This is a genomic window from Azonexus hydrophilus DSM 23864, from assembly GCF_000429605.1.
Lineage (GTDB): Bacteria > Pseudomonadota > Gammaproteobacteria > Burkholderiales > Rhodocyclaceae > Azonexus > Azonexus hydrophilus.
The window spans coordinates 158,125-180,874 of the sequence record NZ_KE386926.1 but is presented as its reverse complement, the minus strand read 5'-3'; the positions used below and the strand labels follow the sequence as shown (position 1 = coordinate 180,874).

Here is a 22,750-nt window from a genome sequence, read left to right as displayed (position 1 = left end):
CTTATTCGCGTTCGCCGGTCAGCGCCATGATCAGTTGCAGCAGGCCGACGAAGACGTTGTAAACGTTCAGGTAAACCGCCAGAGTGGCGCTGACGTAATTGGTTTCGCCACCCTGAACGATGCGGCTGATGTCGTACAGGATGTAGGCCGAGAAGATGCCGACGACAGCCGCCGAGATCGCCAGCGACAGCGCCGGGATCTGGAAGAAGATGTTGGCGACGATGGCCAGCAGAACCAGAATGACGCCAGCAAACAGGAACTTGCCCATGCCGGTGAAATCCCGCTTGCTGGTGGCGGCGATCGAGGACAGGGTGAAGAAGATGGCACCGGTGCCACCGGCGGCCAGCGCGATCATCGAACCGCCATTGGAGAAGCCCAGGGCGAATTGCAGGATGCGCGACAGCATCAGGCCCATGAAGAAGGTGAAGCCGAGCAGCAGCGCGACGCCGAGGCCGGAATCCTTGTTCTTCTCGATGCCCCACATGAAGCCGAAGGCAATGGCCATGAACAGCACGAAGGAAATCAGCGGGCTGCCGGCGAAAAAGGAAAAGCCCATCTGGATGCCGACCAGGGCGCCGAGGACGGTGGGTACCATCGACAGGCCGAGCAGCATGTAGGTATTGCGCAGGACACGGTTCTGCGGGGCGGCGAAACTGCCGGCACCTTGACGGGCGATCTCGAAATTGGTGGTCATGGTTGCTAGCCTCACATCAGTCTGGTTTCAACGAAGGCTAAGACTAGCGGAGAGGCGCACAAGTTTCAAACCCTGATTGCCGGTGAGGTGCCGCGAATCCCTGTGATATCATGCGCGCCTTCTGCGGGTCTGTGGCAGAGCGGTTGAATGCACCGGTCTTGAAAACCGGCGTGGGGAAACCCATCGTGAGTTCGAATCTCACCGGACCCGCCATATCTTATTGAAATAAAACAATTTTATTTCGTGCTGCTGGTGGCTTGGCCTAGAGCTTGCCCAAGCAGGCTGGTCTTGAGACCCTGTCTGCCAAAATTGTCTACTACGGTATTTTGGAAGTCATGCTTCCGCTTTTTCTGGCGGAAATCAGGGGTCAGGCCATGCTCGCCAGTGCGCTCATCAGGTCCGAGTTGTCGTTACCGCCAGCCGCCGTGCCGGCGTCGATCAGTCCGTTCTGTGATTCGACGTAGGCTGTATAGCCATGATTCCGCAGGGTTTCTGCCCATTCTTCCGCCAGTTTCCGGGTGGCGTGCCAAGGCCCCCGTTCGATGACGGGCCGGGTGCTGCCATTGCGGTATTGGGTGACGACGCGGTACACGGTTGCTGCCTCGGGAGTGTGTCCGATTATGCTGCCGTAGCCGGGTCGGGATCAAGCCTCATGCAGCGGTCCGGCCCTTTTGCCAGAGCACGTCGCCACGGCCGCCGCTGCGGTTGAGGCTGCGGCCGAGGACAAACAGCAGGTCGGAGAGGCGGTTGATGTAGCGGCGTGCCGGTTCGGACAGGGCTTCCGCGTGGTGCAGGGCGACCATGGCCCGTTCGGCCCGGCGGCAGATGGTGCGGCACAGGTGGGCGAGGGCGGCCGGGCGGGTACCACCCGGCAGGATGAATTCCTTGAGCATCGGCAGGTCGCTGTTGAAATCCTCGACAATGGCTTCGAGGCGGGCAACTTGCGACTGTTTCATGACCTCCATGCCGGGCAGACACAATTCGCCGCCAAGGTCGAACAGATCGTGCTGGATGTCGTGCAGCACGCTGCGGACCGGGTCCGGCAGTTCCTCGCAGAGCAGCAGGCCGAGTGCGGAATTGAGTTCATCGACATCGCCGATGGCGGCAATGCGCAGACTGTCCTTGGTCGTCCGGCTGCCGTCGCCGAGTCCGGTGGTGCCGGCGTCGCCGGTACGGGTCACGATTTTGGACAGGCGGTTGCCCTTGCGTTCCGATTCGCTGTTTTGCTGCTTTTCTTCGCTCACGCGCTTCTCCTTGGTATTGCCGGAATTATACTTTCCGGCCCACGCACTGACTGTCGTCACCATGCCAAAGTTCGCCGCCAACCTGAGTTTTTTGTTTGCCGATGCGCCTTTTTCCGAGCGCTTTTCCCGCGCGGCCGCCGCCGGGTTTGCCGGGGTCGAATACCTGTTTCCCTACGACTGGGCGGCTGGCGAGGTGGCCGCCTGGCTCGCTGCAGTCGAGGTCGAGCAGGTCCTGTTCAATCTGCCGCCGGGCGATTGGGCAAAGGGCGAGCGGGGGCTGGCCTGCTTGCCGGAACGGCGCGCGGAGTTTGTTGATGGCGTCGAACTGGCGCTTGATTACGCGATGGCGCTCGATTGCCGGCAGGTTCATTGCATGGCCGGGCTGAGGCCGTCAGGGCTGGCCGAATCGGTGCTGGAGAGCACTTACGTCGCCAATCTGCGGCATGCCGCCGGGCGTTTCGCGAGCATCGGTGCGAACGTGCTGATCGAGCCGATCAACAGCCGCATCGACATGCCGGGGTACTGGCTCGACGACATCGGCCAGGCCTTGCGCCTGCTCGACCGGATCGGTTGCGACAATGTCCGCCTGCAACTCGACCTGTATCACGCCCAGATCATCCAGGGCGACCTGGCTCGCACCATCGAAAGCAATTTCGACCGGATCGGCCACATCCAGATCGCCGACAATCCGGGGCGGCATGAGCCGGGCACCGGCGAAATCCATTACCCCTACCTGTTCGCTTTGCTCGACCGGCTCGGCTACGCGGGCTGGGTCGGCTGCGAATACAAGCCGCTGGCTGCGACCGAGGCCGGGCTGGGCTGGCGTGAGCGGCTGGCCGGCGGCTAGAGTACGCGGTTGCGGCCGCTGTTCTTGGCGGCGTAAAGCTTGCCGTCGCAGGCGGCGATGACGTCATGGACGAGCCGGCTATCGACGACCTCGTAGGTGCCGGGGGCGATCTCGGTGACGCCGAAACTGGCGGTCAGGGTCAATGGTGGCTCGTAGGGCAGCGGTGTTCCGGCAATGCGCTGGCGCAGCTTTTCAGCGATGATGTGGGCCTGGGCCAGCGAGGTCGACGGCGCGACCAGCATGAATTCCTCTCCGCCGTAGCGGAAGATCAGGTCGGACTGGCGCAGGCTGTCGCGGACGATGCCGGCGATGTGCTCGAGGGCCAGGTCGCCGGTCTGGTGCCCATGGTCGTCGTTGAGCCGCTTGAAATGATCGAGGTCGAACATGATGATGGAAAACGGCGATTCGGTCGCCTTGGCGATTTCCATCTGGTTGACCAGCACCCGGTCGAGGAAGCGGCGGCTGAGGAAACCGGTCAACGGATCCTTGCTGTAGACGCTCATGATGACGATGCTGTTGAGCAGCGAGATTTCGTGTCCGAGCTCCAGCGAGTAGCTTTCGGCCTTCTTGAGCAGGGCATAAACGGGGCCGCTGGCACGTGGGTGGTTCATGATGCTGCCGACCTCGGTGACCACGTGGTGCATCGCCGCATGCAGGTCGCGGATCTGGGCAATGTGGCTGCGATCGCGGATCAGGCGGGCGCCGTCGTTTTCCAGCCAGCGGCCGAATTCGCAGCGGGTCGGGTCGAGTTCCGGCATGCCTGGCGGTTCGCGTTGGCTCACGGCTTCGACCAGTCGGGCCATCCATTCGAGATGGGCTTCGAAATAGGCGAGCAGGTTCTTGTCGCTGAGCGCACGAATATGGCTCAGTCGCAGGTGATTCCGGGTGCCCAGGCGGTTCAGGAAGACCTCCAGGTAGGCGGCAGCGAAGCTCTCTTCCATTTCGCCGAACAACTGCATGACGTGGCGCGCAGTCTCGATGGCGCCTTCGTCCAGTGTCTGGCCCAGGATCAGGTTGCGCAGCACGCCGAACTGGTGGGCGAAAAGCATGAACGGGGTATCGGTGGCGGCGAGTTGGCGGATCATCGCCAGGCAGTGGCTTTCATCGCCGGTGCGCAGGGTGCCGTGCAGGCAATCCTTGATGTGTGGCCAGGCAATGTTGGTGCTTTCGATGGCGAACACCTCGTCCGGCGGATCGGTGTCGATGCGACGGTCCAGTCCCAGCAGCAGTCGTTCAAGCAAATGCCGGTTGTCCGGCGATTTCCAGTCGATCATGGGCTCTCCTGTGTTTTATTGTTTTTTTTGATTGTACAGAGGCGGCCTGATTGCTTTCGTAAAGTTTTGCGCTGACCTAATGGCTTTCCCGAGTGCCGCATTGTTTTCGTCGGGTTTAAAATGCCTCCCATGAGTCGATCAGTTGCCGGTATCCAGCCCGATCGAGCCACCCTGGTTCGACGTCTGAAAAACATCCTGCCTGTCCATTGCCTGCTGGTCGAGGACGAGGACCTGCGCCCCTACGAATGCGACGGCCTCACCGCCTACCGTGAAATGCCGCTGGCGGTCTGTCTGCCGGAGAACGAAGGTCAGGTGGTTGATGTGCTGCGCACCTGCCACCAGCTCGGCGTGCCGGTGGTCGCCCGCGGCGCCGGCACCGGCCTGTCCGGCGGCGCGATGCCGCATGCCGAGGGCGTCGTGCTGTCGCTGGCGCGTTTCAACCGCATCCTCAAGGTCGACCGCGACAGCCGTACCGCCGTCGTCCAGCCCGGCGTGCGCAACCTGGCGGTGTCGGAAGCGGCGGCGCCGTTCGGCCTCTACTACGCGCCCGATCCCTCGTCGCAGATCGCCTGCACGCTCGGCGGCAACGTCGCCGAGAACTCGGGCGGCGTGCATTGCCTGAAGTACGGCCTGACCGTGCACAACGTGCTGCGCATCCGGATGGTCAGCATCGAGGGCGAGATTTTCGAGATCGGCTCGGGCGCGCCGGATGCCCCCGGCTACGACCTGTTGGCCCTGTGCATCGGCTCCGAGGGTCTGCTCGGCGTGGTCACCGAAGTGACCGTGAAGCTGGTGCCGAAGCCGGAACTTGCCCAGGTGGTGATGGCCTCGTTCGACGACGTCGCCCAGGCCGGCGACGCGGTCGCCGCGATCATCGCCGCCGGCATCATCCCGGCCGGGCTGGAAATGATGGACAAACCGGCGACCGCCGCCGTCGAGCCCTTCGTCAAGGCCGGCTACGACCTCGACGCCGCGGCCATCCTGTTGTGTGAGTCCGACGGCACGCCGGAAGAAGTCGCCGAAGAAATTGCCCGTGTGCGCGCGGTGCTGACCGGCTGCGGCGCCCGCGATCTGCGCGTCTCGCAGTCGGAAGTCGAGCGCCTGCGCTTCTGGGCCGGGCGCAAGGCGGCGTTTCCGGCAGTCGGCCGGATCACGCCGGATTATTACTGCATGGACGGCACGATTCCGCGGAAGCGCCTGGCCGAGATGCTGGCGGCCATCGCCGCCATGGAAACGAAGTACGGCCTGCGCTGCGCCAACGTCTTTCACGCCGGTGACGGCAATCTGCATCCGCTGATCATGTACGACATGTCCAAGCCCGGCGACTGGGAGAAGGCCGAGGCCTTCGGCGCCGAAATCCTGGAACTGTCGGTGGCACTCGGCGGTTCGATCACCGGCGAGCACGGCGTCGGCATCGAGAAAATCAACCAGATGTGCGTGCAGTACGCGACGCCTGAGCTGGAAACCTTCCATGCGGTCAAGGCGGCGTTCGACGACAAGCGCCTGCTCAACCCGGAGAAGGCGATCCCCAGCCTGCACCGCTGCGCCGAATACGGGCGCATGCACGTGCATCGCGGCGAACTGAAATTCCCCGACCTGGAGCGCTTCTGATGACGCTGGACGAAATCGTCGCCGCTGTCCGCGCCGCCCACGCCGGGCACACGCCGCTGCGCCTGCGCGGCGCCGGCAGCAAGGATTTCTACGGCGGCCTGCTGGCCGGCGAGGTGCTCGACCTGTCCGGCCATCGCGGCATCGTCGATTACGAGCCGACCGAGCTTTACGTCACCGCGAAATGCGGCACGCCGCTGACCGAGATCGAGGCCGCGCTGGCCGAACATGGCCAGATGCTGGCCTGCGAGCCGCCGCGTTTCGCCGGGGCGACGCTTGGCGGCTGCGTCGCCGCCGGCTTGTCCGGACCGCGCCGCATGCAGGCGGGGGCGGTGCGTGACTTCGTGCTCGGCGTCAAATTGGTCGACGGGCGCGGTCAGGTGCTCAATTTTGGCGGCCAGGTGATGAAGAACGTCGCCGGCTACGACGTCTCGCGGCTGATCGCCGGCAGCCTGGGGACGCTCGGCGTGATCGCCGAGGCGACGCTGAAGGTGCTGCCGAAGCCGGTTGCCGAGACGACGCTGGAATTCGCCTGCGCCGCCGACGAGGCGGTGCGCCGGCTGAACGACTGGGGCGCGCAACCGCTGCCGGTGTCGGCCTCGTTCTGGCACGAGGGGCGGCTGTGGCTGCGCCTGTCCGGCGCGGCGGCGGCGGTCGACGCGGCGGCGCGCAAGCTGGGCGGCAAGGCCTTGGCGGATGCCGGGTGTATCTGGGAAGACATCCGCGAACAGCGCCACGCCGCTTTCGTGGCGCCGGTGCTGTGGCGGGTCGCCCTGCCATCCACCGCGCCGACCCTGGCGGTCGACGGCCTGCAGGCAATTGAATGGGGCGGTGCCTTGCGCTGGTACGCCGGTGAGATCGACGCGGCGGCGATCCGTGCTGCCGCCAGTGCGGCCGGCGGCCACGCGACGCTGTACCGGGCACCGGAATCGCTGCGCTGCCGTGTCGATCCGTTCACGCCACTGCCACCGGCACTGCTCGCGCTGCACCGGCGTCTGAAAAAGGTCTTCGACCCGGCCGGCATCCTTAACCCCGGCCGACTTTACGCGGAGTTCTGATGGACTGCCGGATCGCCGACGAATACCGCGACACGCACGCCGGCCAGGTGGCCGGCGAGATTCTGCGCAAGTGCGTGCACTGTGGTTTCTGCACCGCCACCTGCCCAACCTACCAGTTGCTCGGCGACGAGCTCGACGGGCCGCGCGGTCGCATCTACCTGATCAAGCAGCTCCTCGAAGGTCAGCCAGTCAGCGAAAAGACCCGGCTTCACCTCGACCGCTGCCTGACTTGCCGCTCCTGCGAGTCGACCTGCCCGTCCGGTGTCGACTACGGTCATCTGCTAGACATCGGTCGCCAACTCGTCGAGGACAAGCTGCAGCGGCCGGTCCGTGAGGCACTGCCGCGCGCGCTGCTGAAAACCGTGCTGCCCGAGCCGGCCCTGTTCGGCGCTGCCGTGGCGCTCGGCCGTGTATTCAAGCCGCTGCTGCCGTCGGCGCTTGCCGACAAGCTGCCACCGGCGCCGGTCGAGGCCAAACCGTGGCCGGCGAATGGCCAGCATGGCCGGCGTATGCTGGCGCTAGCCGGTTGTGTCCAGCCGGTGCTGGCACCGAACATCAACGCGGCGACCGCCCGCGTGCTCGGACGGCTCGGTATCGAATTGTTCGAAGAGAAGAAGGCCGGTTGCTGCGGCGCCGTGCGCCACCACCTCAACGACCAATCCGCCGCCAAGGCAGATGTCCGGCGCAATATCGACGCCTGGTGGCCGCATGTCGAAGCCGGGGTCGAGGCCATCGTTGTCACCGCCTCCGGCTGCGGCGTCCAGGTGCGCGACTACGGCCATTTGCTCGCCGATGATCCGGCTTACGCGGAAAAAGCCGCGACGATCAGCGCGCTGTGCCGCGACCCCTCCGAAGTGGTGGCCGGCGAGGCCGCACGACTTGCCGATCTGCTGGTGCCGGCCGAGCGCGGCAAGCTGGCCTTCCATTCTCCGTGTACACTTCAGCATGGGTTGAAAATCAGGGGCGTGGTCGAGGGCTTGCTGAGGTCTGCCGGCTATTGCCTGACATCGGTCGCCGACGGCCACCTGTGCTGCGGCTCGGCCGGTACCTATTCGGTCCTGCAGCCGGAAATCGCCGGCCAACTGCGTGACAACAAATTGACTGCGCTCAATGCGGGCGCACCGGCCGTGATCGCGACCGCGAATATCGGCTGTCTGACACACCTGCAGGCCGGGGCATCGCTGCCCGTGCGGCACTGGATCGAATTGATGGATGAGGCAATCGGATGAGCAAGCAACCGACAATCAGGGAAATCAGCGCCGGGCTCGGCGAGCAGGATGCCGCCAGGGTCAAGCGCGTGCTTGACGGCGGGATCCGCATTCCGGCGCAGCCCCGCGTCCTCAACGAGTTGCGCAAACTGATCGCGCGCCAGGAGCTCGACGTTCGCCCGCTGGCCAGGACCATCAACCAGGATCCGGGGCTGACGGCGATGCTGTTCAAGGTGGTCGGTAATGCCGCTTACCGCAAGCATCAGCCCTTCGACTCGGTCGAGCAGATACTGCATGCGGTCGGTGTCGAGCAAACCTGTAACCTGATTCAGGCGATTGCCCTGCGTAACGTCGGCATGGCTTCCGACAAGCGTGTCTATGAGGCTTTCTGGGCGCGTTCGCAGGCCGTGGGCGAGCTGGCGATGCTGATCGCCGACGAGCGCGTGGCGGTTTGCAACCTGTTTCCCGATCAGGCCTATCTGGCCGGCATTTTCCACGCTTGCGGCGTGCCGCTGCTGCTGCAGCGCTTTCCCAGTTATTGCCGGGAGCTGCGGCTGGGTACACCGGGGCACTGGACCAACTGGCAGGAAGAGGATCGCAAGTTCAATACCGATCACGCTGTGGTCGGCTACCTGATCGCTCGCCACTGGTGCCTGCCGGACTTCATCTGCAACGCCATCCGTTACCAGCATTCGATGCTGGAACTGGGCGATCACGAAGCGCGCAGCATGGTCGCCATCCTGCAACTGGCGATTGAACTTCATGCCCGCGATCAGCGTGTTCCCAATCCCGACTGGGATCTGGCCAAGCCCCAGGTTCTGCCAGAGCTTGGCTTGAGTGAGGATGCGCTGCCCGAGTTCGTCGATGTCGTCCTGGAGCGCTATGGTGCGACGGCCGCCGTATGACTTTCATGCTAATCTTCGCGGCTTGGAGGAGGATTGATGCCTATCGCCGTTGACGCATGCGCAGCCCAGCACCAGGGGGATCGCAAGGAGCAGCAGGATCGTGTTGCCATCCTGCCGCATGCGCGCAGCAAAGGTGTGGCCCTGGCGGTCGTGGCTGACGGCATGGGCGGTCATACTGGTGGGGCATTGGCGGCAGAGCAGGTGATTCACACCACCAAGAACAACCTTGATCATTTTGCGCCGGCCGAGGAAAGTGCCCGCTGGCTGCTGGAAAACAGCATGCGCGAAGCGCACACGATGATCAAGGCCTCCCGCTTCATGAACGAAAAGGATCCGCACAGCACGGCGGTAATGATGCTGCTGCAACCGGGGCGGGTGACCTGGGGACATTGCGGCGACAGTCGTCTTTATCGCTTCCGCGATGGCCAGTTGCTCGGTCGTACCGTGGACCACTCCTTTGTCGAGCATCTGGTGGCTATCGGCAAGATCACGCCGGAGCAGGCGGAAACCCATCCCAACCGCAACGTGTTGATGACTTCACTGGGCGGCCAGGACGAACCGCGCTTCGATTTCGGCGATACCGATGACCTGCGCCCCGGCGACAGTTTCATGCTGTGTTCGGATGGTATCTGGGCCTACTTCGACGAAGCCGAAATGGGCGCCCTGCTCAAGCAGAATTCAGCGCGCAAGGCCTGCGAGAAGATCATCGAACTGGCGCGCCAGCGAGCGGCCGGTAGCGGTGACAATCTCTCGCTGGCCGTCATCCGCCTGCTGGAGATCGAGGTGCCAAAAAGTCGGCCGCCAGCCGGCTTCGTGCCGCGTACGTCGAGTTAACGCAAAAGCGGCCCGCAGGCCGCTTTTTTCATTCCGGGGAGGCTCAGCCTTTTCGGCCGAGGCCGCCGAGCAGCGCCGCCACCACCCGTTTCGGCTTGTGCGGATCAGCCTTGGCCGGGGCCGTGGGCGAATCTGGCACTTCACCGTGGGGTTGGGGTGTGGATTCATAGGGCTTGCTGAAGTCGAAGCCGTCGGCGGCGATCATCGGGTTGCGCCGGGGGCGTTCCGGACGGTCCCGGCGTTCGCTACGCTCGCTGCGTTCCGGCCGGGTGGCTAGCGGTGCCTTGGGCGGCGGCGTACGCTTCTTCTTGTTTCCCGGCGGGTATTCGTATTCCGGTTCCGGTTCGAAACCGGCCACTTCAACCTGTTCGATCGGGCGCTTGATCAGCTTCTCGATATCCATCAGGTACACGACTTCGTGTACGCTGACCAGCGAGATGGCGTTGCCCGTCTTGCCGGCACGACCGGTCCGGCCGATGCGGTGTACGTAGTCTTCCGGAGTATGCGGCAGTTCGTAATTGATCACGTAGGGCAGGTCGTCCACGTCGAGGCCGCGGGCGGCGACATCGGTGGCGATCAGGGCATGCGTGTCGCCAGCCTTGAAAGCGTCGAGCGCCTTGATCCGGTCGAGCTGGCTCTTGTCGCCGTGAATGGCGTCAGCCTTGATGCCGGCGCGCTGCAGTTCACGGGTCAGGCGCGAGCAGCCCTGCTTGGTGCGCATGAAGACGATGCACTGGCGAATCTCACCGGACTTGAGCAGCTTGGTCAGCAGGCCGCGTTTGCCATATTCGGAGACCGGATGCACGCGGTGAGTGATGGTGTCGGAAACCTGATTGCGGCGGGCGACTTCGACCAGCACTGGCGACTGCAGCATGGTGTCGGCGAGTTTCTTGATCTCTTCCGAGAAGGTCGCCGAGAACAGCAGGCTCTGACGTTGCGCCGGCAGCATGTTCAGGATGCGGGTGACGTCCGGGATGAAACCCATGTCGAGCATGCGGTCGGCTTCGTCGAGGACCAGCGCCTGTACCGAGTTGAAGCTGACGCTCTTCGATTCGACGTGGTCGAGCAGTCGGCCCGGCGTGGCGACGAGGACTTCGACGCCTTTTTTCAGTTCGGCGATTTGCGGCTTGATATCGACGCCGCCGAAGGCGCACATGGCGCGGATCGGTGTGTGCTTGCTGTAAGCCTTGACCGATTCGAACACCTGCAGTGCCAGTTCACGCGTCGGTGCCAGGATCAGCGCACGTACCGGATGTTTGGCCGGCGACGGGCTGCTGCTGGCAAATGGCAGGATGCGCTGGAGGATGGGCAGCGTGAACGCGGCGGTCTTGCCGGTGCCGGTCTGGGCGCCGCCCATGATGTCCTTGCCGCTGACGACGAGCGGGATGGCCTTGGCCTGGATCGGCGTCGGCTTGCTGTAGCCCATGTCGTTGAGGGCGCGCAGCAACTCGGGCGCGAGGCCGAGGTCGGCGAAGGTGATTTCTGGGACTGCTTCCGCAGGCGGGGGGCTGACCGTGTTGTCAGCTAACGTATTGATTTCAGACATGGGCCGGAATTATACCCGCGAAGGCGCCTGCATATCGGGCGAGTTTGCACAAGGCCAGCCAGCGGCTCAGGGAATCTGTGCCAGCGCCTGCAATTGCTCGCGGTTGATCGGTTTGACCAGGATGTCGTCGAAGCCGACGGCCAGGAAGCTGGCGCGCTCTTCGGGAAAGGCGTGCGCCGTGTAGGCGATGATCCGGATGTTGCGTCCAGCGTACTGTTGGCGCAGGCGTTCGCAGGTTTCCTCGCCGCTCAGTCCGGGCATGCTGATGTCGAGCAGGACCAGCCGGAAGTCATGGCGGGCGGCGAGTTCGAGCGCGGCTTCGCCGCTGTCGGCCTCGTGTGTCTGCCAGCCCATCTTGCGCAGCAGGGTGGTGGCAATCAGGCGGTTGGTCGGGTGATCGTCGACGATCAGGGCCAGGTGTTCACTCATCCTGCGCTTTCTTCGGCATCAATACGGTAAAGGTCGCTCCCTGGCCGGGCTCGGATTCGACGCTGACCTGGCCGCCCATGTGGGTGACGAGTTGCCGGACCAGCGCCAGCCCCAGGCCGGTGCCGCCGTGTTCGCGGGTGAGGAAGTTTTCCAGCTGCTTGAATTTCTCGAAGATCACTTCCTGATCCTCGCGGGCAATGCCCGGGCCGGTGTCGCGCACGTAAATGGCGATCCATTCCTTCTCGTCGCGGGCGCCAAGGACGATGCTGCCCTGCTGGGTGAATTTGACGGCGTTGCTGAGCAGGTTGTTGATGATCTGGCGCAGGCGGGTGGCGTCGGTTTTCAGGTAATCGGGCAGGTCGGCGGCAAGGTGCAGCGAGATCGTCAGCCCCTTGGCTTCCGCGCTGCTGCGATGCACGGCCAGTGCATTTTCCAGGAAGCCGTGCAGGGGAACCTCGTTCTGCTGGAATTGCATCTCGCCGGCTTCGATCTTGGCCAGGTCGAGGATTTCGCTGACCAGGGTGAGTAGGTGTTCGCCGCTCTGATGGATGATTTTCGCGTATTCGAGATGTTCCGGCGATTGCAGGTCGCTGCGCAGCAGGTCGGCGAAACCCAGAATGCCGTTCAGTGGCGTCCGCAATTCGTGCGAGACGGTCGCCAGGAAGGCCGACTTGGCGCGGCTCGCCTGTTCGGCTTTCTCGCGGGCTTCTTCGAGGCGCTTGAACGACTCTTCGACGGAGTCGGCCATGGCGTTGAAGGAATGCGCCAGTTCGCCCATTTCGTCCTTGGCAGAGTCGTCCAGGCGGCGACGCAGGTCGCCGTCGCGGAAGGCACGGATGCCGTCGATCATCGAGGTGATCCGGGCAGTCAGCAGATTGGCCATCCAGATGGCGATGAAGATGACCACGACGACCATGGCCACGGTCGATCCCCAGAGACCGATTGCGGTGGTGGTCAGGCTCTGTTCGATGCCTTCCAGCAGGTCGCTGCGCTGGGCCTTGAACTGACGGTCCTTTTCGCCGACCAGGGTATTGATCTTCTCGGCCGTGTCGGTGGCGGCCTTGTGGAAATCGTCCACATTCGCGCCGATGGTGACGAAGCCGAATCCTTGCGGTGTCTTGCCGTACTGGCCGGTGTAATAGGGAATCGCGGCCGCCGTGGTCAGTTTCCACAGGCCGGAGAAGAAGATCACGAAGGAGCCGGAGCCGCCGTGTTCGGTCAGTGCATTCCAGCCGTCGCATTGGGGCGAGAAATTGAGGTAGCGGCAGTCCAGGCCGAGGGTGCCGGCCTTGATCTGCTCGGGCGCCGGCTTGCGGGTCAGGCGCTGGTCGCGGAAGGGGGGAATGTCGGCCAGGAATTCGTGCGAGGGTTTGCCGCTGGCCTGCCATTCGGCGTACAGCTCGGTGTCCAGCCACGGGGTGACCGGGTGGCCGGTCTCCGGGTCGTAGCCGACGATCATGTAATCGCGCGGATGCGAGATTGAGCGGCTCTTATGGTCCCAGATGAAGGCGTAATTGCCCTTGATCGCGTCGATGATCGGTGTGTAGCGCTCGGCGGTCGGCATCAGCCGGTCGGTGAACTGGCGGATGTGGTCGTGATCGAGTGCCAGCGTGACGTAGCCGGTGACCTGGCCGTTGCGCACGACCGGTGTGGCCCAGCGGACGATGCCGCGGAAACGCTTGCCGACGGGGTTTTCCGTGCCGGCGTAGGCAGCCTTTTCCGGGGAAAAGGGCAGCCCGATCTTTTCCAGGCGCTCGGGGATGTAGGGACCGATCAGGTCGGTGCGGACGTAGGCGCCGATGACGTCGGATACGTAGATTTCCCCGGGCTTGAGGCTTTTCAGTTCGGCAAAGTAGTTTTCGGCGCGGACAAAGGTGTTGCGACGGTCGCTGACATTCTTCAATGCCTTGTCGGTCAGGTCGCCCTGAGTGATCTTGATCTTTTCGTTGCCGGCCAGGTCGATGTAAGTCATTTCGACGAACAGCGGCGTGACTTCGGGTTCGCCCAGATATTCCGGTGGGCGCAGGTGGAAGTCGCGGGCATTGTCCGGCAGGATGGGGCGCGTCCGTTTGGCTTCAAGGCTGACGGCTTCGACCGGCTCCCAGGTTTTGGTGTCGGGCGCCAGCCGCCAGGGGCCGTGCCGGTAGAGGGTACGCTTGCGTTGCGCCAGGAAGCGGCGGAAAGCGGCTTCGCTGAGATCGCTGTCGGCCGCCTGCAGGATGTCGGCATCGCGGGCGTAGAGGAAGCGGGCGATGTTGCGGGCCGCGTCGGTGGTCAGGGTCTCGATGGCGTCGCGTGAGCGCTCGTCGAGTGCCTTGATCGAATCCTCGGTGACTGTCTTGCCGATGTCCTGGATGGTCTGCAGCGAGGTGTCGGCCATGTCGGCCGCCTTCTGCGATACCGCGTCGCCCAGGCCTTGCGCCGTGTACCAGGCAAACCAGGCCAGCAGGACCAGTGGCACGACCTTGATCAGGACGAAGATGGCGATCAGCTTGCCGCGGATTCCGTGCAGAAATTTTGGCAGCCGGTTCTTCATGTGGAATGTCTCGGTAGGCGCAGTAACGGTCAGGCTGAGCTTACTTGTTTTCTGTCGCGGCAGGTGGTGCTGTTTCTGTCGGCGCGGCCGGTGCAGCGGTGGTGTTGGCAGTTTCGGCTTCCGCTGCGGCGGCGGGCCGCCGCCGTTTCACGCCGGGCGGTTCCGGTGGCGGGAGTTGCGGGGCGATGGTTTCCAGCTGGTTCTCCCGCATGTACTCGTCCATCTCGCGCCAGCCGCTATATACGCTGGCCTTGGGTAGCCAGCTGTAGATTGCGTAACAATCCTCGATGGCCCGCCCGGAATGGCGGCAGGCGCTGCCGACGGCCTTGCCTTCGGCGTCGACCTTGGCTTCCTTGAGGGCCGGGTTCTCGATGCCGAGCTTGGCGGTCACCTGGTCGCAACCGGTCAGCACCATTGCGGTCAGGCTGAGAATGAGGGCGTGCTTGATCATGCGGGGGATTCTCGCATATCTGTCACCAATCTGTCGAAATCTGGCAAGCTGACAAGGCGTTATAATTCGCCGACGTTTTTTGCCGGGTGTTGCACATGCTGCGTGTCGTTCGTTCCTTGTTGATTGTTTCTTCCCTGGTGCTGGCCGGGCCCGGTCATGCTGCCAAAACACCGGCCAAGGCGCCGGCCGTCGAGCCGACGTTGGCGCATAACCTCGATGCTGCCAATGAAGCCCGTCTGGCTGAGATCATCGAGCGCTATCGCAAGGAAACCGGTAATTCGATTCGTCTGGTCCGGATCGAGAAAGGCGACAAGCCGGCGACGCTGAACCTGCTCAGCCGCTATCAGATGAGCGATGTGCTCAGCCAGCCCAAGGATTTTGTGCCGCTGCACTCGATGATGAGCCGGGCGGGTGTCCCGCTGTCGCTGAGCTTGTCGGAAGTGCTCAAGCCGGGTGTCACCGACGCTCGGGGCCGCCTGGTGGCCCTGCCGGTGCTCTATTCGACGCCGGTGCTGTTCTACAACAAGAACGCCTTCCGCAAAGCCGGGCTGAATCCCGACGTGGCGCCGAAGACCTGGTTCGAAATGCAGGGCTATCTCGACAAGCTGCAATCGGCCGGCTATGACTGCCCGTACACCTCGTCGTGGCCGGTCTGGGTGCATATCGACAATGTCAGCGCCGTTTCCGGCGTGCCGGCCACCGACGCCAAGGGCGGGCTGCGTTTCAACGCGCTGCCGCAGGTCAAGCATGTGGCGATGATGGCGACCTGGAGCAAGGCCCGCTATTTCCGCCAGTTCGGTCACGGCAATGAAGCCAGCCAGCGGTTCCGCGACGGCCAGTGCGCGATGATCACCACCGATTCCCGCGAGCACGCCGACTTCCAGGATGCGCGCGGTGTCGAACTCGGCGTTGCGCCGCTGCCGTATCACGACGATGTCTATGGCGGTCGTCGTCCGGCGCTGGCCGACGGTCCGTCGCTGTGGGTCGGTGCCGGCAAGCCGGCGGCTGAATATCGTCAGGCGGCGCGTTTTGTTTCCTTCCTGCTGTCGCCGGAAATCCAGATCGAACTGGTGCGCAACCACGGTGGCTTGCCGATGACCGAAGCGGCGCGTCTGGCTTCGCTCAGCCGCCTGCTGCAGGATGGCAAGCAGGCGCTCGACGCAGCCTATGCCTCGCTGCAGGGCAAGGCCGAGACGCCGTCGCTGCGGGTCAGCAATGTCGATGGCGCGCGCATCATCGCCGACGAAGAGCTGAGCGCCGTCTGGGCCGACGAGAAGCCGGCCAAGGCCGCGCTCGACACGGCGGTCAGCCGTGGCAATTCGGTACTCGGCGCACGCCCCGCGCTGAAAAAGGTGCAGCCCTTCTGAATTCCCTGCGCCTGCCCCGCTGGATTGCCCACCGGGGCGGCGGCGCGCTGGCGCCCGAGAATACGCTGGCCGGCATCCGTCTGGCGGCCCGGATGGGATTCCGGGCGGTCGAGTTCGACGTGATGCTGAGCGCCGATGCCTCGCCTTTCCTGATTCACGACGAAACCCTGGAGCGCACCACCAACGGCCGCGGCGCGGTCTGCCGGACCGGCGACCGGGAACTCGCAGCGCTCGACGCCGGCGCCGGCGAACGGGTGCCGAGCCTGAGCGAGGCGGCGCTGCTTTGCCGGCAACTAGGCCTGCGCGCCAATGTCGAAATCAAGCCGGCGCAGGGGCTGGCGCGGCAGACTGCCGAAGTCGTCGTCCGCCAAGCGCAAACTTTGTGGGGCGGCGACTCGCTGCCGCCGCTGTTGTCCTCGTTCTCGCTGGAAGCCCTGGAAATCTGTCGCGATCTCGCGCCGGAACTGCCGCGGGGGGTGCTGTTCGAAACCTTGCCCGGCGATTGGCCGGCGGTGGTTCGCCAGCTCGGGGCCGTTTCCGTTCATTGCGACGCGACCCAACTGAGCCCGGAACAGGCGGCAGCGGTTCGCCAGCAGGGTCTGCTGCTGTGTTGTTATACGGTCAACGACGCGGTACAGGCGGAGCGTCTGCTGGCCTGGGGCGTGAACAGCCTGTTTACCGACCGCCTCGATCTTTTTGCGGCAGACGCTGCCGCCTGAGCGCGGATCGGCATTTTTTCTTTTAAAATCACGGGTTCCGTATTCTTCGAGCCCAAGGGGCAGATCGTTCATGAAAAGCGCCGAAATCCGCCAGAAATTCCTCGACTTCTTTGCCGCCAAGGGCCACCAGATCGTCTCGTCCAGCTCGCTGGTGCCGCACGACGATCCGACGCTGCTGTTCACCAACGCCGGCATGAATCAGTTCAAGGACGTCTTCCTCGGTTTCGACAAGCGCCCCTACAACCGGGCGACGACCTCGCAGAAATGCGTGCGCGCCGGCGGCAAGCACAACGACCTCGAAAACGTCGGCTACACCGCCCGTCACCACACCTTCTTCGAGATGCTCGGCAACTTCAGCTTCGGCGACTACTTCAAGCGCGACGCGATCAAGTACGCCTGGGAACTGCTCACCGAGGTCTATGGCCTGCCGAAAGACAAGCTGATGGTCACGGTGTATGCCGAGGACGACGAGGCCTACGACATCTGGCACAAGGAAGTCGGCGTGCCGGCCGAGAAAATCGTGCGCATCGGCGACAACAAGGGCGCCCGCTACGCCTCCGACAACTTCTGGATGATGGGTGATACCGGCCCTTGCGGCCCGTGCACCGAAATCTTCTACGACCACGGTGAGAAGCACTGGGGCGGCCCCCCGGGATCGCCGGAAGAAGATGGCGACCGTTTCATCGAAATCTGGAACAACGTCTTCATGCAGTTCAACCGCGACGAGCAGGGCGTCATGCACCCGCTGCCCAAGCCGTCGGTTGACACCGGCATGGGCCTCGAACGCATCTCCGCCGTGCTCCAGGGCGTGCATGCCAACTACGAGATCGACCTGTTCCAGGCACTGATCGCCGCTGCCGCTCGCGAAACCAGCGATGCCGACATGAATTCGCCGTCGCTCAAGGTGCTCGCCGACCACATTCGCGCCTGTTCCTTCCTGATTGCCGACGGCGTCATTCCGGGCAACGAAGGCCGTGGCTACGTGCTGCGCCGCATCATCCGCCGTGCCATCCGCCATGGCTACAAGCTCGGCGCCCGCGCCACCTTCTTCCATCGCATCGTCCCCGACCTGGTCGGCGAGATGGGCGAAGCCTATCCGGAGCTCAAGGAAAATCAGGCCAAGATCGTCGCCACGCTGAAGCAGGAAGAAGATCGCTTCTTTGCGACCATCGAGAACGGCATGGAAATCCTCGAAGGCGAACTGGCGGCGATGGCCGATAAGGGCGTCACGGTGTTCAACGGCGAAACCGCCTTCAAGCTGCACGATACCTACGGCTTCCCGCTCGACTTGACCGCCGACATCTGCCGCGAGCGCAACGTGACCGTCGACGGCGCCGCCTTTGACGCGGCCATGGCCCGCCAGAAGGAGCAGGCGCGTGCTGCAGGCAAGTTCAAGATGGCTACCAATCTGGAATACGCCGGTACGGAAACGACTTTCCACGGCTACGAATCGCTCGACGCCAAGGGCAAGGTGCTGGCGCTGTACAAGGATGGCGCGGCGGTCGATGAGCTGCACGAAGGCGATCTCGGTGTCGTCGTCCTTGACCACACTCCGTTCTACGCCGAATCCGGCGGCCAGTGCGGCGACCGTGGCGAACTCAAGGGTGTCGGCGGCATCTTCGCGGTCGAAGATACGCTGAAGATTCAGGCCGCGGTGTTCGGCCACCACGGCATCCTCAAGACCGGCAAGCTGGCCGTCGGCCAGGAGGTCGGCGCCCGCGTCGATGCCGTCGCCCGCGCCGCCACTGCCCGCAACCACTCGGTCACCCACCTGATGCACAAGGCGCTGCGCGAAGTGCTCGGCGCCCACGTCCAGCAGAAGGGCTCGCAGGTCGATCCGGACAAGACCCGTTTCGACTTCGCCCACAATTCACCGATGAGCGCCGAGGAAATCCGTGAGGTCGAGGAAATCGTCAATGCCGAGATACTCGCCAACGCCGCCACCGATAGCCGGGTGATGGGGCTCGAAGACGCGCAGAAATCCGGCGCGATGATGCTCTTTGGTGAAAAGTACGGTGACGAAGTGCGCGTCGTCGCCATCGGTTCCTCCAAGGAACTGTGCGGTGGCACCCACGTCACTCGCAGCGGCGACATCGGCCTGTTCAAGATCGTCTCCGAAGCTGGCGTTGCTGCCGGCGTGCGCCGCGTCGAAGCGGTCACCGGCACCAATGCACTGGCCTACGTCCAGGAGCAGGCAACCCGCGTCGCTGGCATCTCGGCACTGCTCAAGACGCAGCCGGACGACATCGCCGAGCGCATCGCCGGCATGCTCGACAACGTCCGTTCGCTGGAAAAGGAACTGGCCCGTCTGAAGTCCAAACTGGCTGCCTCGCAGGGCGATGATCTGGCCGCCGGCGCGGTCGAGGTCAAGGGCGCGAAAGTCCTGGCGGCAACGCTGGAAGGTGCCGACGTGGCGACCCTGCGCGAGACCATGGACAAGCTCAAGGACAAACTGAAGTCGGCGGCGATCCTGCTGGCTTCGGTGGCCGATGGCAAAGTGACGCTGATCGCCGGCGTCACCGCCGACCTGACCGGCAAGGTCAAGGCCGGCGAGCTGGTCAATATGGTTGCCCAGCAGGTCGGCGGCAAGGGTGGCGGGCGTCCGGACATGGCGCAGGCCGGCGGCACCCAGCCGGAAAACCTGCCGGCGGCGCTGGCTTCGGTCAAGTCCTGGGTGGAGGGAAAACTGTGAAAAAAATGCTGATGATGGCCTTGCTTGCCGCTGGGCCGGCCCTGGCGACGGAACTGGATCGTACGCCACTGACGGCGGTGACGGCCGATGGCCAGTCGGTACGCTTGTTCCCGAACGGTCGCTGGGAATATGTCGATCAGGCCAAGGCGGCGGAAGCTCAGAAAGTGGCTGCCGAATATCCGGAAAACAAGACTCGCCCAATCGAGTCTCAGGGGATCGTGATCGGCGGTATCGGCCGCTACGTGATGCCCGGTGACAAGGATTACAACCGCGGTTCGCTGAATCCGAAGATGCGCTGAGCGCTCAGCGCAGCAAACGGTCGTCGGGGGTTTCCCGGACGCATTCCCCGTCGATGAAGTCGCCGCCGCCGGCCTGGCCCGGCATCGGCGCGGCTTCGCGCATGGCCTTGCGCAGGGCGCGGGTCTTCCACCAGAACCAGCCGGCGAAGAGCAAACCGCCGACAGCGGCCACCGCCAGTGCTACTAGCGAGAACATCAGCGCCAGTACGATCAGCACGCCGGTCAGGGTGAAGGCAACGATGCGCCCAAGCAGGGTTTGCGGTGGGCGGACGAAGTTGCTGCGGGCGTGAAAGCGATTCATTGTGGCTGACAGGGTTGGGGAAACAGGCTGACATTGTGCCGCAGCATCCTGGCGGCGTTTGTATTGTCTTGTCGCTGCTTGTGTAACCGTAGCCTCAAGCGGATTTTTCCTGGGTCAGGCTGTTGGCCCATTGCAGGGCGCCGGTCTGTGCCCGGTTGAGGGCCTTGGGGCCGATCGCCGGCAGGCGGGCAAAGCAGCTGGCCAGACGCGACAGGTCGCCGCTCTCGCTGCATTCGGTCAGGCTGAGCAGGTCGGCCAGTGGGCCGGTGTCGTCGCACAGCGCGCCTTTGACATCATCGCCGAGGCCGAGCGGGGCCACGATCTCGCGGATCGGCTGGCCGACCAGCACCGGCATCAGCGACATGATGCCGACCATGAAGGCCTTGTCGGCGAAAGCCGGGTTGGCCGGTTCGACTTCGGCGGCCAGCAGCTCCATCAGGCGGCCGCGGGTTGCCGCCAGTTGCAGCAAGGGGCTGGCGGTGCCGTTCTGGCTGCCGGAAGCGAACAGCAGGAGTTGCAGCCAGCGCTGCAACTGGCGCCGGCCGAGCACGGCGATGGCGTGGCCCAGCGAAGTGATCGTTTCGGTAGTGCCGCTGCCGACCGAATTGGTCATGCGCAGCAGGTTCATGGTCAGGCCGGGTTCGGGTTTCAGCGCCTGTTCAATCGCGCCGGTATCGGCGTCCGAGAGCAGCAGGCCCATCAGCTTCATCAGCGAAAGCTGGGAATGGTCGAGCTTGCGGCCGGCGATGATGGTCGGCTTGGCGAAGTAATAGCCCTGGAACAGCGAGAAGCCGAGCTTCATGCATTGTTCCATCTGTTCCCGGGAGTCGACCTTTTCGGCGAGCAGGACTTTGCCGCTCGGCTTCAGTTTCATCGCCAGTTGCATCAGTTCGACGCGGCTGAGCGGCTGGATGTCGACCTTGACGATTTCCACCAGCGAGAGCAGTTCGGCGTATTCCGGGGCGAGCTGGATGACGTCGTCGAGCGCCAGCGTGAAGCCGGCGGCCTTCAACATCCGGCAGCGGTCGACGACGGCTTCGCTGGGCGGAACGGTTTCAAGGATTTCCAGCACCACCGACTGGCGGGGCAGCAGTTCCAGCATGTCGCTGAACAGGAATTCCTCGTCGACGTTGATGAAGCCCCGGCAGTTGCCGAGCGCCGCTTCGACGCCGAGTTCGGTGAAGACATTGGCAATGACCGTGGCGGTTGCCGCGACGCCGTCGGTGACGTCGGCGGCATTGCCGCTGCCGTTGCGGAAGAGCAGTTCGTAAGCGTGGAGCCGCTGGTCGCGGTCAAGGATGGGTTGGCGTCCGAGAAAAAGCTGATCGGCGGCGTCGCTCACGAAATCTCCTTAGAACGGCAGTTGTATCCCCGGCCAGACGGCGTTCAGCGCCTGCCGGAAGCCGGCCTGGATGCGCGCCAGTGCTTCGGCGTTGTCCGCTTCGAAGCGCAGCACGACCACCGGCGTCGTGTTCGACGGCCGGGCCAGGCCGAAACCATCCTTGTATTCTACGCGTACGCCGTCGATGGTGATGATCTCTTCAGCACCGTCGAAGCGGCCTTCGGCCTTGAGCTTGTCGATCAGGACGAAGGGTTCGCCTTCGGCCATCTTGATGTTCAGTTCCGGGGTCGATGGCGAATTCGGCAGCGCCTTCAGCGGGGCATTGACGTCGGCCGAGCGGCTCAGGATTTCTAGCAGGCGGGCGCCGGTGTACAAACCGTCGTCGAAACCGTACCAGCGTTCCTTGAAGAAGGTGTGGCCGGACATCTCGCCGGCCAGTGGGGCGCCGGTTTCCTTGAGCTTGGCCTTGACCAGCGCGTGGCCGGTGTTCCACATCAGCGGCGTGCCGCCGTGCTGCTTGATCCACGGGGCCAGCAGGCGCGTGCATTTGACGTCGTAGATGATGGTCCCGCCCGGCACGCGCGACAGCACGTCGGCAGCGAACAGCATCAGCTGGCGGTCCGGGTAGATGATTTCGCCGTCCTTGGTGACGACGCCGAGACGGTCGCCGTCGCCGTCGAAGGCGATGCCGATTTCGGCGTCGGTATCCTTGAGCGCCTGGACCACGTCGGCCAGGTTTTCCGGCTTGGACGGGTCCGGGTGGTGGTTGGGGAAGTTGCCGTCAACCTCGCAATACAACGGCACGATCTCGCAACCCAGGCGCTTGAACAGTTCCGGTGCGACCGCGCCGGCCACCCCGTTACCGCAATCCATGACGATCTTCAGCGGCCGTGCCAGTTTGACGTCGCCGACGATCTTGTCGATGTAGGCGGCAACGACATCGGCGCTGCGCTTGCTGCCCTGGCCGTTGCGTACCTGGCCGGCCTCGATGCGCCGCTTCAGGTCCTGGATCGCGTCGAGTGCCAGCGTGGTGCCGGCGATCACCATCTTCAGGCCGTTGTAGTCGGGCGGGTTGTGGCTGCCGGTGACCGAGACGCAGGAGTTGCAACCGAGCTCATAGGCGGCGAAGTAGGTCAGCGGGGTGGGCACGCAGCCGACGTCGATGGCGTCACAGCCGGCTGCCATGATGCCGTCCATCAGCGCACCAGCCAGTTCTGGTCCCGACAGGCGGCCGTCGCGACCGACGGCGATCGCCGTCTGGCCCTGTTCGAGTGCCAGCGTGCCGAGCGCCTGGCCGACCTGGCGGACGACATCGGCGGTCAGCGATTTGTTGACGATCCCACGAATGTCGTAGGCCTTGAAGATTTCTGCGGGGAGAGCTTGGTTCATGATGGGC

21 protein-coding genes and 1 tRNA gene are annotated in these 22,750 nt (G+C 64.1%); 11 read left to right on the top strand and 11 right to left on the bottom strand.

The annotated features are described in order from the left end of the window. Window position 1 precedes the first annotated feature (1 nt). Window positions 2-694, bottom strand: a complete 693-nt coding sequence (locus G471_RS0116035) for a Bax inhibitor-1/YccA family protein (protein WP_028996228.1) — start codon at window positions 692-694, stop codon at window positions 2-4. A gap of 125 nt (window positions 695-819) precedes the next feature. Between G471_RS0116035 and G471_RS0116030 the strand changes: the two genes are divergently transcribed. Beyond that, window positions 820-907: transfer RNA gene (locus G471_RS0116030), tRNA-Ser, on the top strand. Between the two features lie 154 nt (window positions 908-1,061). Here the strand turns inward: G471_RS0116030 and G471_RS0116025 are convergent. Beyond that, window positions 1,062-1,286: a hypothetical protein gene (locus G471_RS0116025; RefSeq protein WP_028996227.1), complete on the bottom strand. Its 225-nt coding sequence runs from the start codon at window positions 1,284-1,286 to the stop codon at window positions 1,062-1,064. Between the two features lie 58 nt (window positions 1,287-1,344). Continuing rightward, on the bottom strand, window positions 1,345-1,938 hold the full coding sequence (locus G471_RS0116020) for a cob(I)yrinic acid a,c-diamide adenosyltransferase (RefSeq protein ID WP_051295559.1): 594 nt from the start codon (window positions 1,936-1,938) through the stop codon (window positions 1,345-1,347). Between the two features lie 61 nt (window positions 1,939-1,999). On the opposite strand from G471_RS0116020, the gene hyi reads away from it, so the two are divergent. Continuing rightward, window positions 2,000-2,785 carry a hydroxypyruvate isomerase gene (gene hyi / locus G471_RS0116015; protein WP_028996225.1) on the top strand — a complete coding sequence of 262 codons (786 nt, stop codon included), beginning with the start codon at window positions 2,000-2,002 and terminating at the stop codon, window positions 2,783-2,785. On the opposite strand, the gene G471_RS18525 is transcribed toward hyi, so the two are convergent. Next, on the bottom strand, window positions 2,782-4,059 hold the full coding sequence (locus tag G471_RS18525) for a GGDEF domain-containing protein (RefSeq protein ID WP_028996224.1): 1,278 nt from the start codon (window positions 4,057-4,059) through the stop codon (window positions 2,782-2,784). The two genes, hyi and G471_RS18525, sit on opposite strands and share 4 nt — an antisense overlap. A 129-nt stretch (window positions 4,060-4,188) precedes the next feature. Between G471_RS18525 and G471_RS0116005 the strand changes: the two genes are divergently transcribed. The 5 genes from G471_RS0116005 to G471_RS0115985 are packed head-to-tail and all read left to right on the top strand — an operon-like array spanning window position 4,189 to window position 9,672. Beyond that, complete coding sequence (locus tag G471_RS0116005) at window positions 4,189-5,670, top strand: FAD-linked oxidase C-terminal domain-containing protein (protein ID WP_028996223.1); 1,482 nt, start codon at window positions 4,189-4,191, stop codon at window positions 5,668-5,670. Beyond that, complete coding sequence (gene glcE, locus G471_RS0116000) at window positions 5,670-6,725, top strand: glycolate oxidase subunit GlcE (protein WP_028996222.1); 1,056 nt, start codon at window positions 5,670-5,672, stop codon at window positions 6,723-6,725. The genes G471_RS0116005 and glcE overlap by 1 nt, the downstream gene beginning before the upstream one ends. Continuing rightward, complete coding sequence (gene glcF, locus G471_RS0115995) at window positions 6,725-7,954, top strand: glycolate oxidase subunit GlcF (RefSeq protein WP_028996221.1); 1,230 nt, start codon at window positions 6,725-6,727, stop codon at window positions 7,952-7,954. Before glcE ends, glcF begins: the two co-directional genes overlap by 1 nt. Further along, window positions 7,951-8,838: an HDOD domain-containing protein gene (locus G471_RS0115990; RefSeq protein ID WP_051295554.1), complete on the top strand. Its 888-nt coding sequence runs from the start codon at window positions 7,951-7,953 to the stop codon at window positions 8,836-8,838. The genes glcF and G471_RS0115990 overlap by 4 nt, the downstream gene beginning before the upstream one ends. A 36-nt stretch (window positions 8,839-8,874) precedes the next feature. Continuing rightward, complete coding sequence (locus G471_RS0115985; RefSeq protein ID WP_028996219.1) at window positions 8,875-9,672, top strand: PP2C family protein-serine/threonine phosphatase; 798 nt, start codon at window positions 8,875-8,877, stop codon at window positions 9,670-9,672. 43 nt (window positions 9,673-9,715) lie between these two features. Here the strand turns inward: G471_RS0115985 and G471_RS0115980 are convergent, their stop codons facing one another. The 4 genes from G471_RS0115980 to G471_RS0115965 all read right to left on the bottom strand — a co-directional run bounded on the left by G471_RS0115980 (window position 9,716) and on the right by G471_RS0115965 (window position 14,634). Beyond that, on the bottom strand, window positions 9,716-11,152 hold the full coding sequence (locus G471_RS0115980; RefSeq protein ID WP_028996218.1) for a DEAD/DEAH box helicase: 1,437 nt from the start codon (window positions 11,150-11,152) through the stop codon (window positions 9,716-9,718). Window positions 11,153-11,284: 132 nt separating this feature from the next. Then, window positions 11,285-11,647, bottom strand: coding sequence for a response regulator (locus G471_RS0115975; protein ID WP_028996217.1), 363 nt, complete (start codon window positions 11,645-11,647; stop codon window positions 11,285-11,287). Next, window positions 11,640-14,183: an ATP-binding protein gene (locus G471_RS0115970; RefSeq protein WP_028996216.1), complete on the bottom strand. Its 2,544-nt coding sequence runs from the start codon at window positions 14,181-14,183 to the stop codon at window positions 11,640-11,642. Before G471_RS0115970 ends, G471_RS0115975 begins: the two co-directional genes overlap by 8 nt. Before the next feature lie 40 nt (window positions 14,184-14,223). Further along, window positions 14,224-14,634 (bottom strand): hypothetical protein, encoded by a 411-nt coding sequence (locus tag G471_RS0115965; protein ID WP_028996215.1) that lies wholly within the window; start codon window positions 14,632-14,634, stop codon window positions 14,224-14,226. A 95-nt stretch (window positions 14,635-14,729) separates the two neighbouring features. Between G471_RS0115965 and G471_RS0115960 the strand changes: the two genes are divergently transcribed. The 4 genes from G471_RS0115960 (at window position 14,730) to G471_RS0115945 (ending at window position 19,711) form a co-directional block, all read left to right on the top strand. Further along, complete coding sequence (locus G471_RS0115960) at window positions 14,730-16,001, top strand: extracellular solute-binding protein (protein ID WP_043421940.1); 1,272 nt, start codon at window positions 14,730-14,732, stop codon at window positions 15,999-16,001. Then, window positions 15,998-16,720: a glycerophosphodiester phosphodiesterase gene (gene ugpQ, locus G471_RS0115955; RefSeq protein WP_028996213.1), complete on the top strand. Its 723-nt coding sequence runs from the start codon at window positions 15,998-16,000 to the stop codon at window positions 16,718-16,720. The genes G471_RS0115960 and ugpQ overlap by 4 nt, the downstream gene beginning before the upstream one ends. Window positions 16,721-16,790: 70 nt before the next feature. Beyond that, window positions 16,791-19,412, top strand: a complete 2,622-nt coding sequence (gene alaS / locus G471_RS0115950) for an alanine--tRNA ligase (RefSeq protein ID WP_028996212.1) — start codon at window positions 16,791-16,793, stop codon at window positions 19,410-19,412. A gap of 5 nt (window positions 19,413-19,417) precedes the next feature. Next, window positions 19,418-19,711: a hypothetical protein gene (locus tag G471_RS0115945; protein ID WP_043421990.1), complete on the top strand. Its 294-nt coding sequence runs from the start codon at window positions 19,418-19,420 to the stop codon at window positions 19,709-19,711. Between the two features lie 4 nt (window positions 19,712-19,715). On the opposite strand, the gene G471_RS0115940 is transcribed toward G471_RS0115945, so the two are convergent. From G471_RS0115940 to G471_RS0115930, 3 genes are all read right to left on the bottom strand, one after another. Then, complete coding sequence (locus G471_RS0115940) at window positions 19,716-20,012, bottom strand: hypothetical protein (protein WP_028996210.1); 297 nt, start codon at window positions 20,010-20,012, stop codon at window positions 19,716-19,718. Window positions 20,013-20,106: 94 nt separating this feature from the next. Further along, window positions 20,107-21,354 carry an EAL and HDOD domain-containing protein gene (locus G471_RS0115935; protein WP_028996209.1) on the bottom strand — a complete coding sequence of 416 codons (1,248 nt, stop codon included), beginning with the start codon at window positions 21,352-21,354 and terminating at the stop codon, window positions 20,107-20,109. 9 nt (window positions 21,355-21,363) lie between these two features. Beyond that, window positions 21,364-22,743, bottom strand: a complete 1,380-nt coding sequence (locus tag G471_RS0115930; protein ID WP_028996208.1) for a phosphomannomutase/phosphoglucomutase — start codon at window positions 22,741-22,743, stop codon at window positions 21,364-21,366. Between the last annotated feature and the right edge of the window lie 7 nt (window positions 22,744-22,750).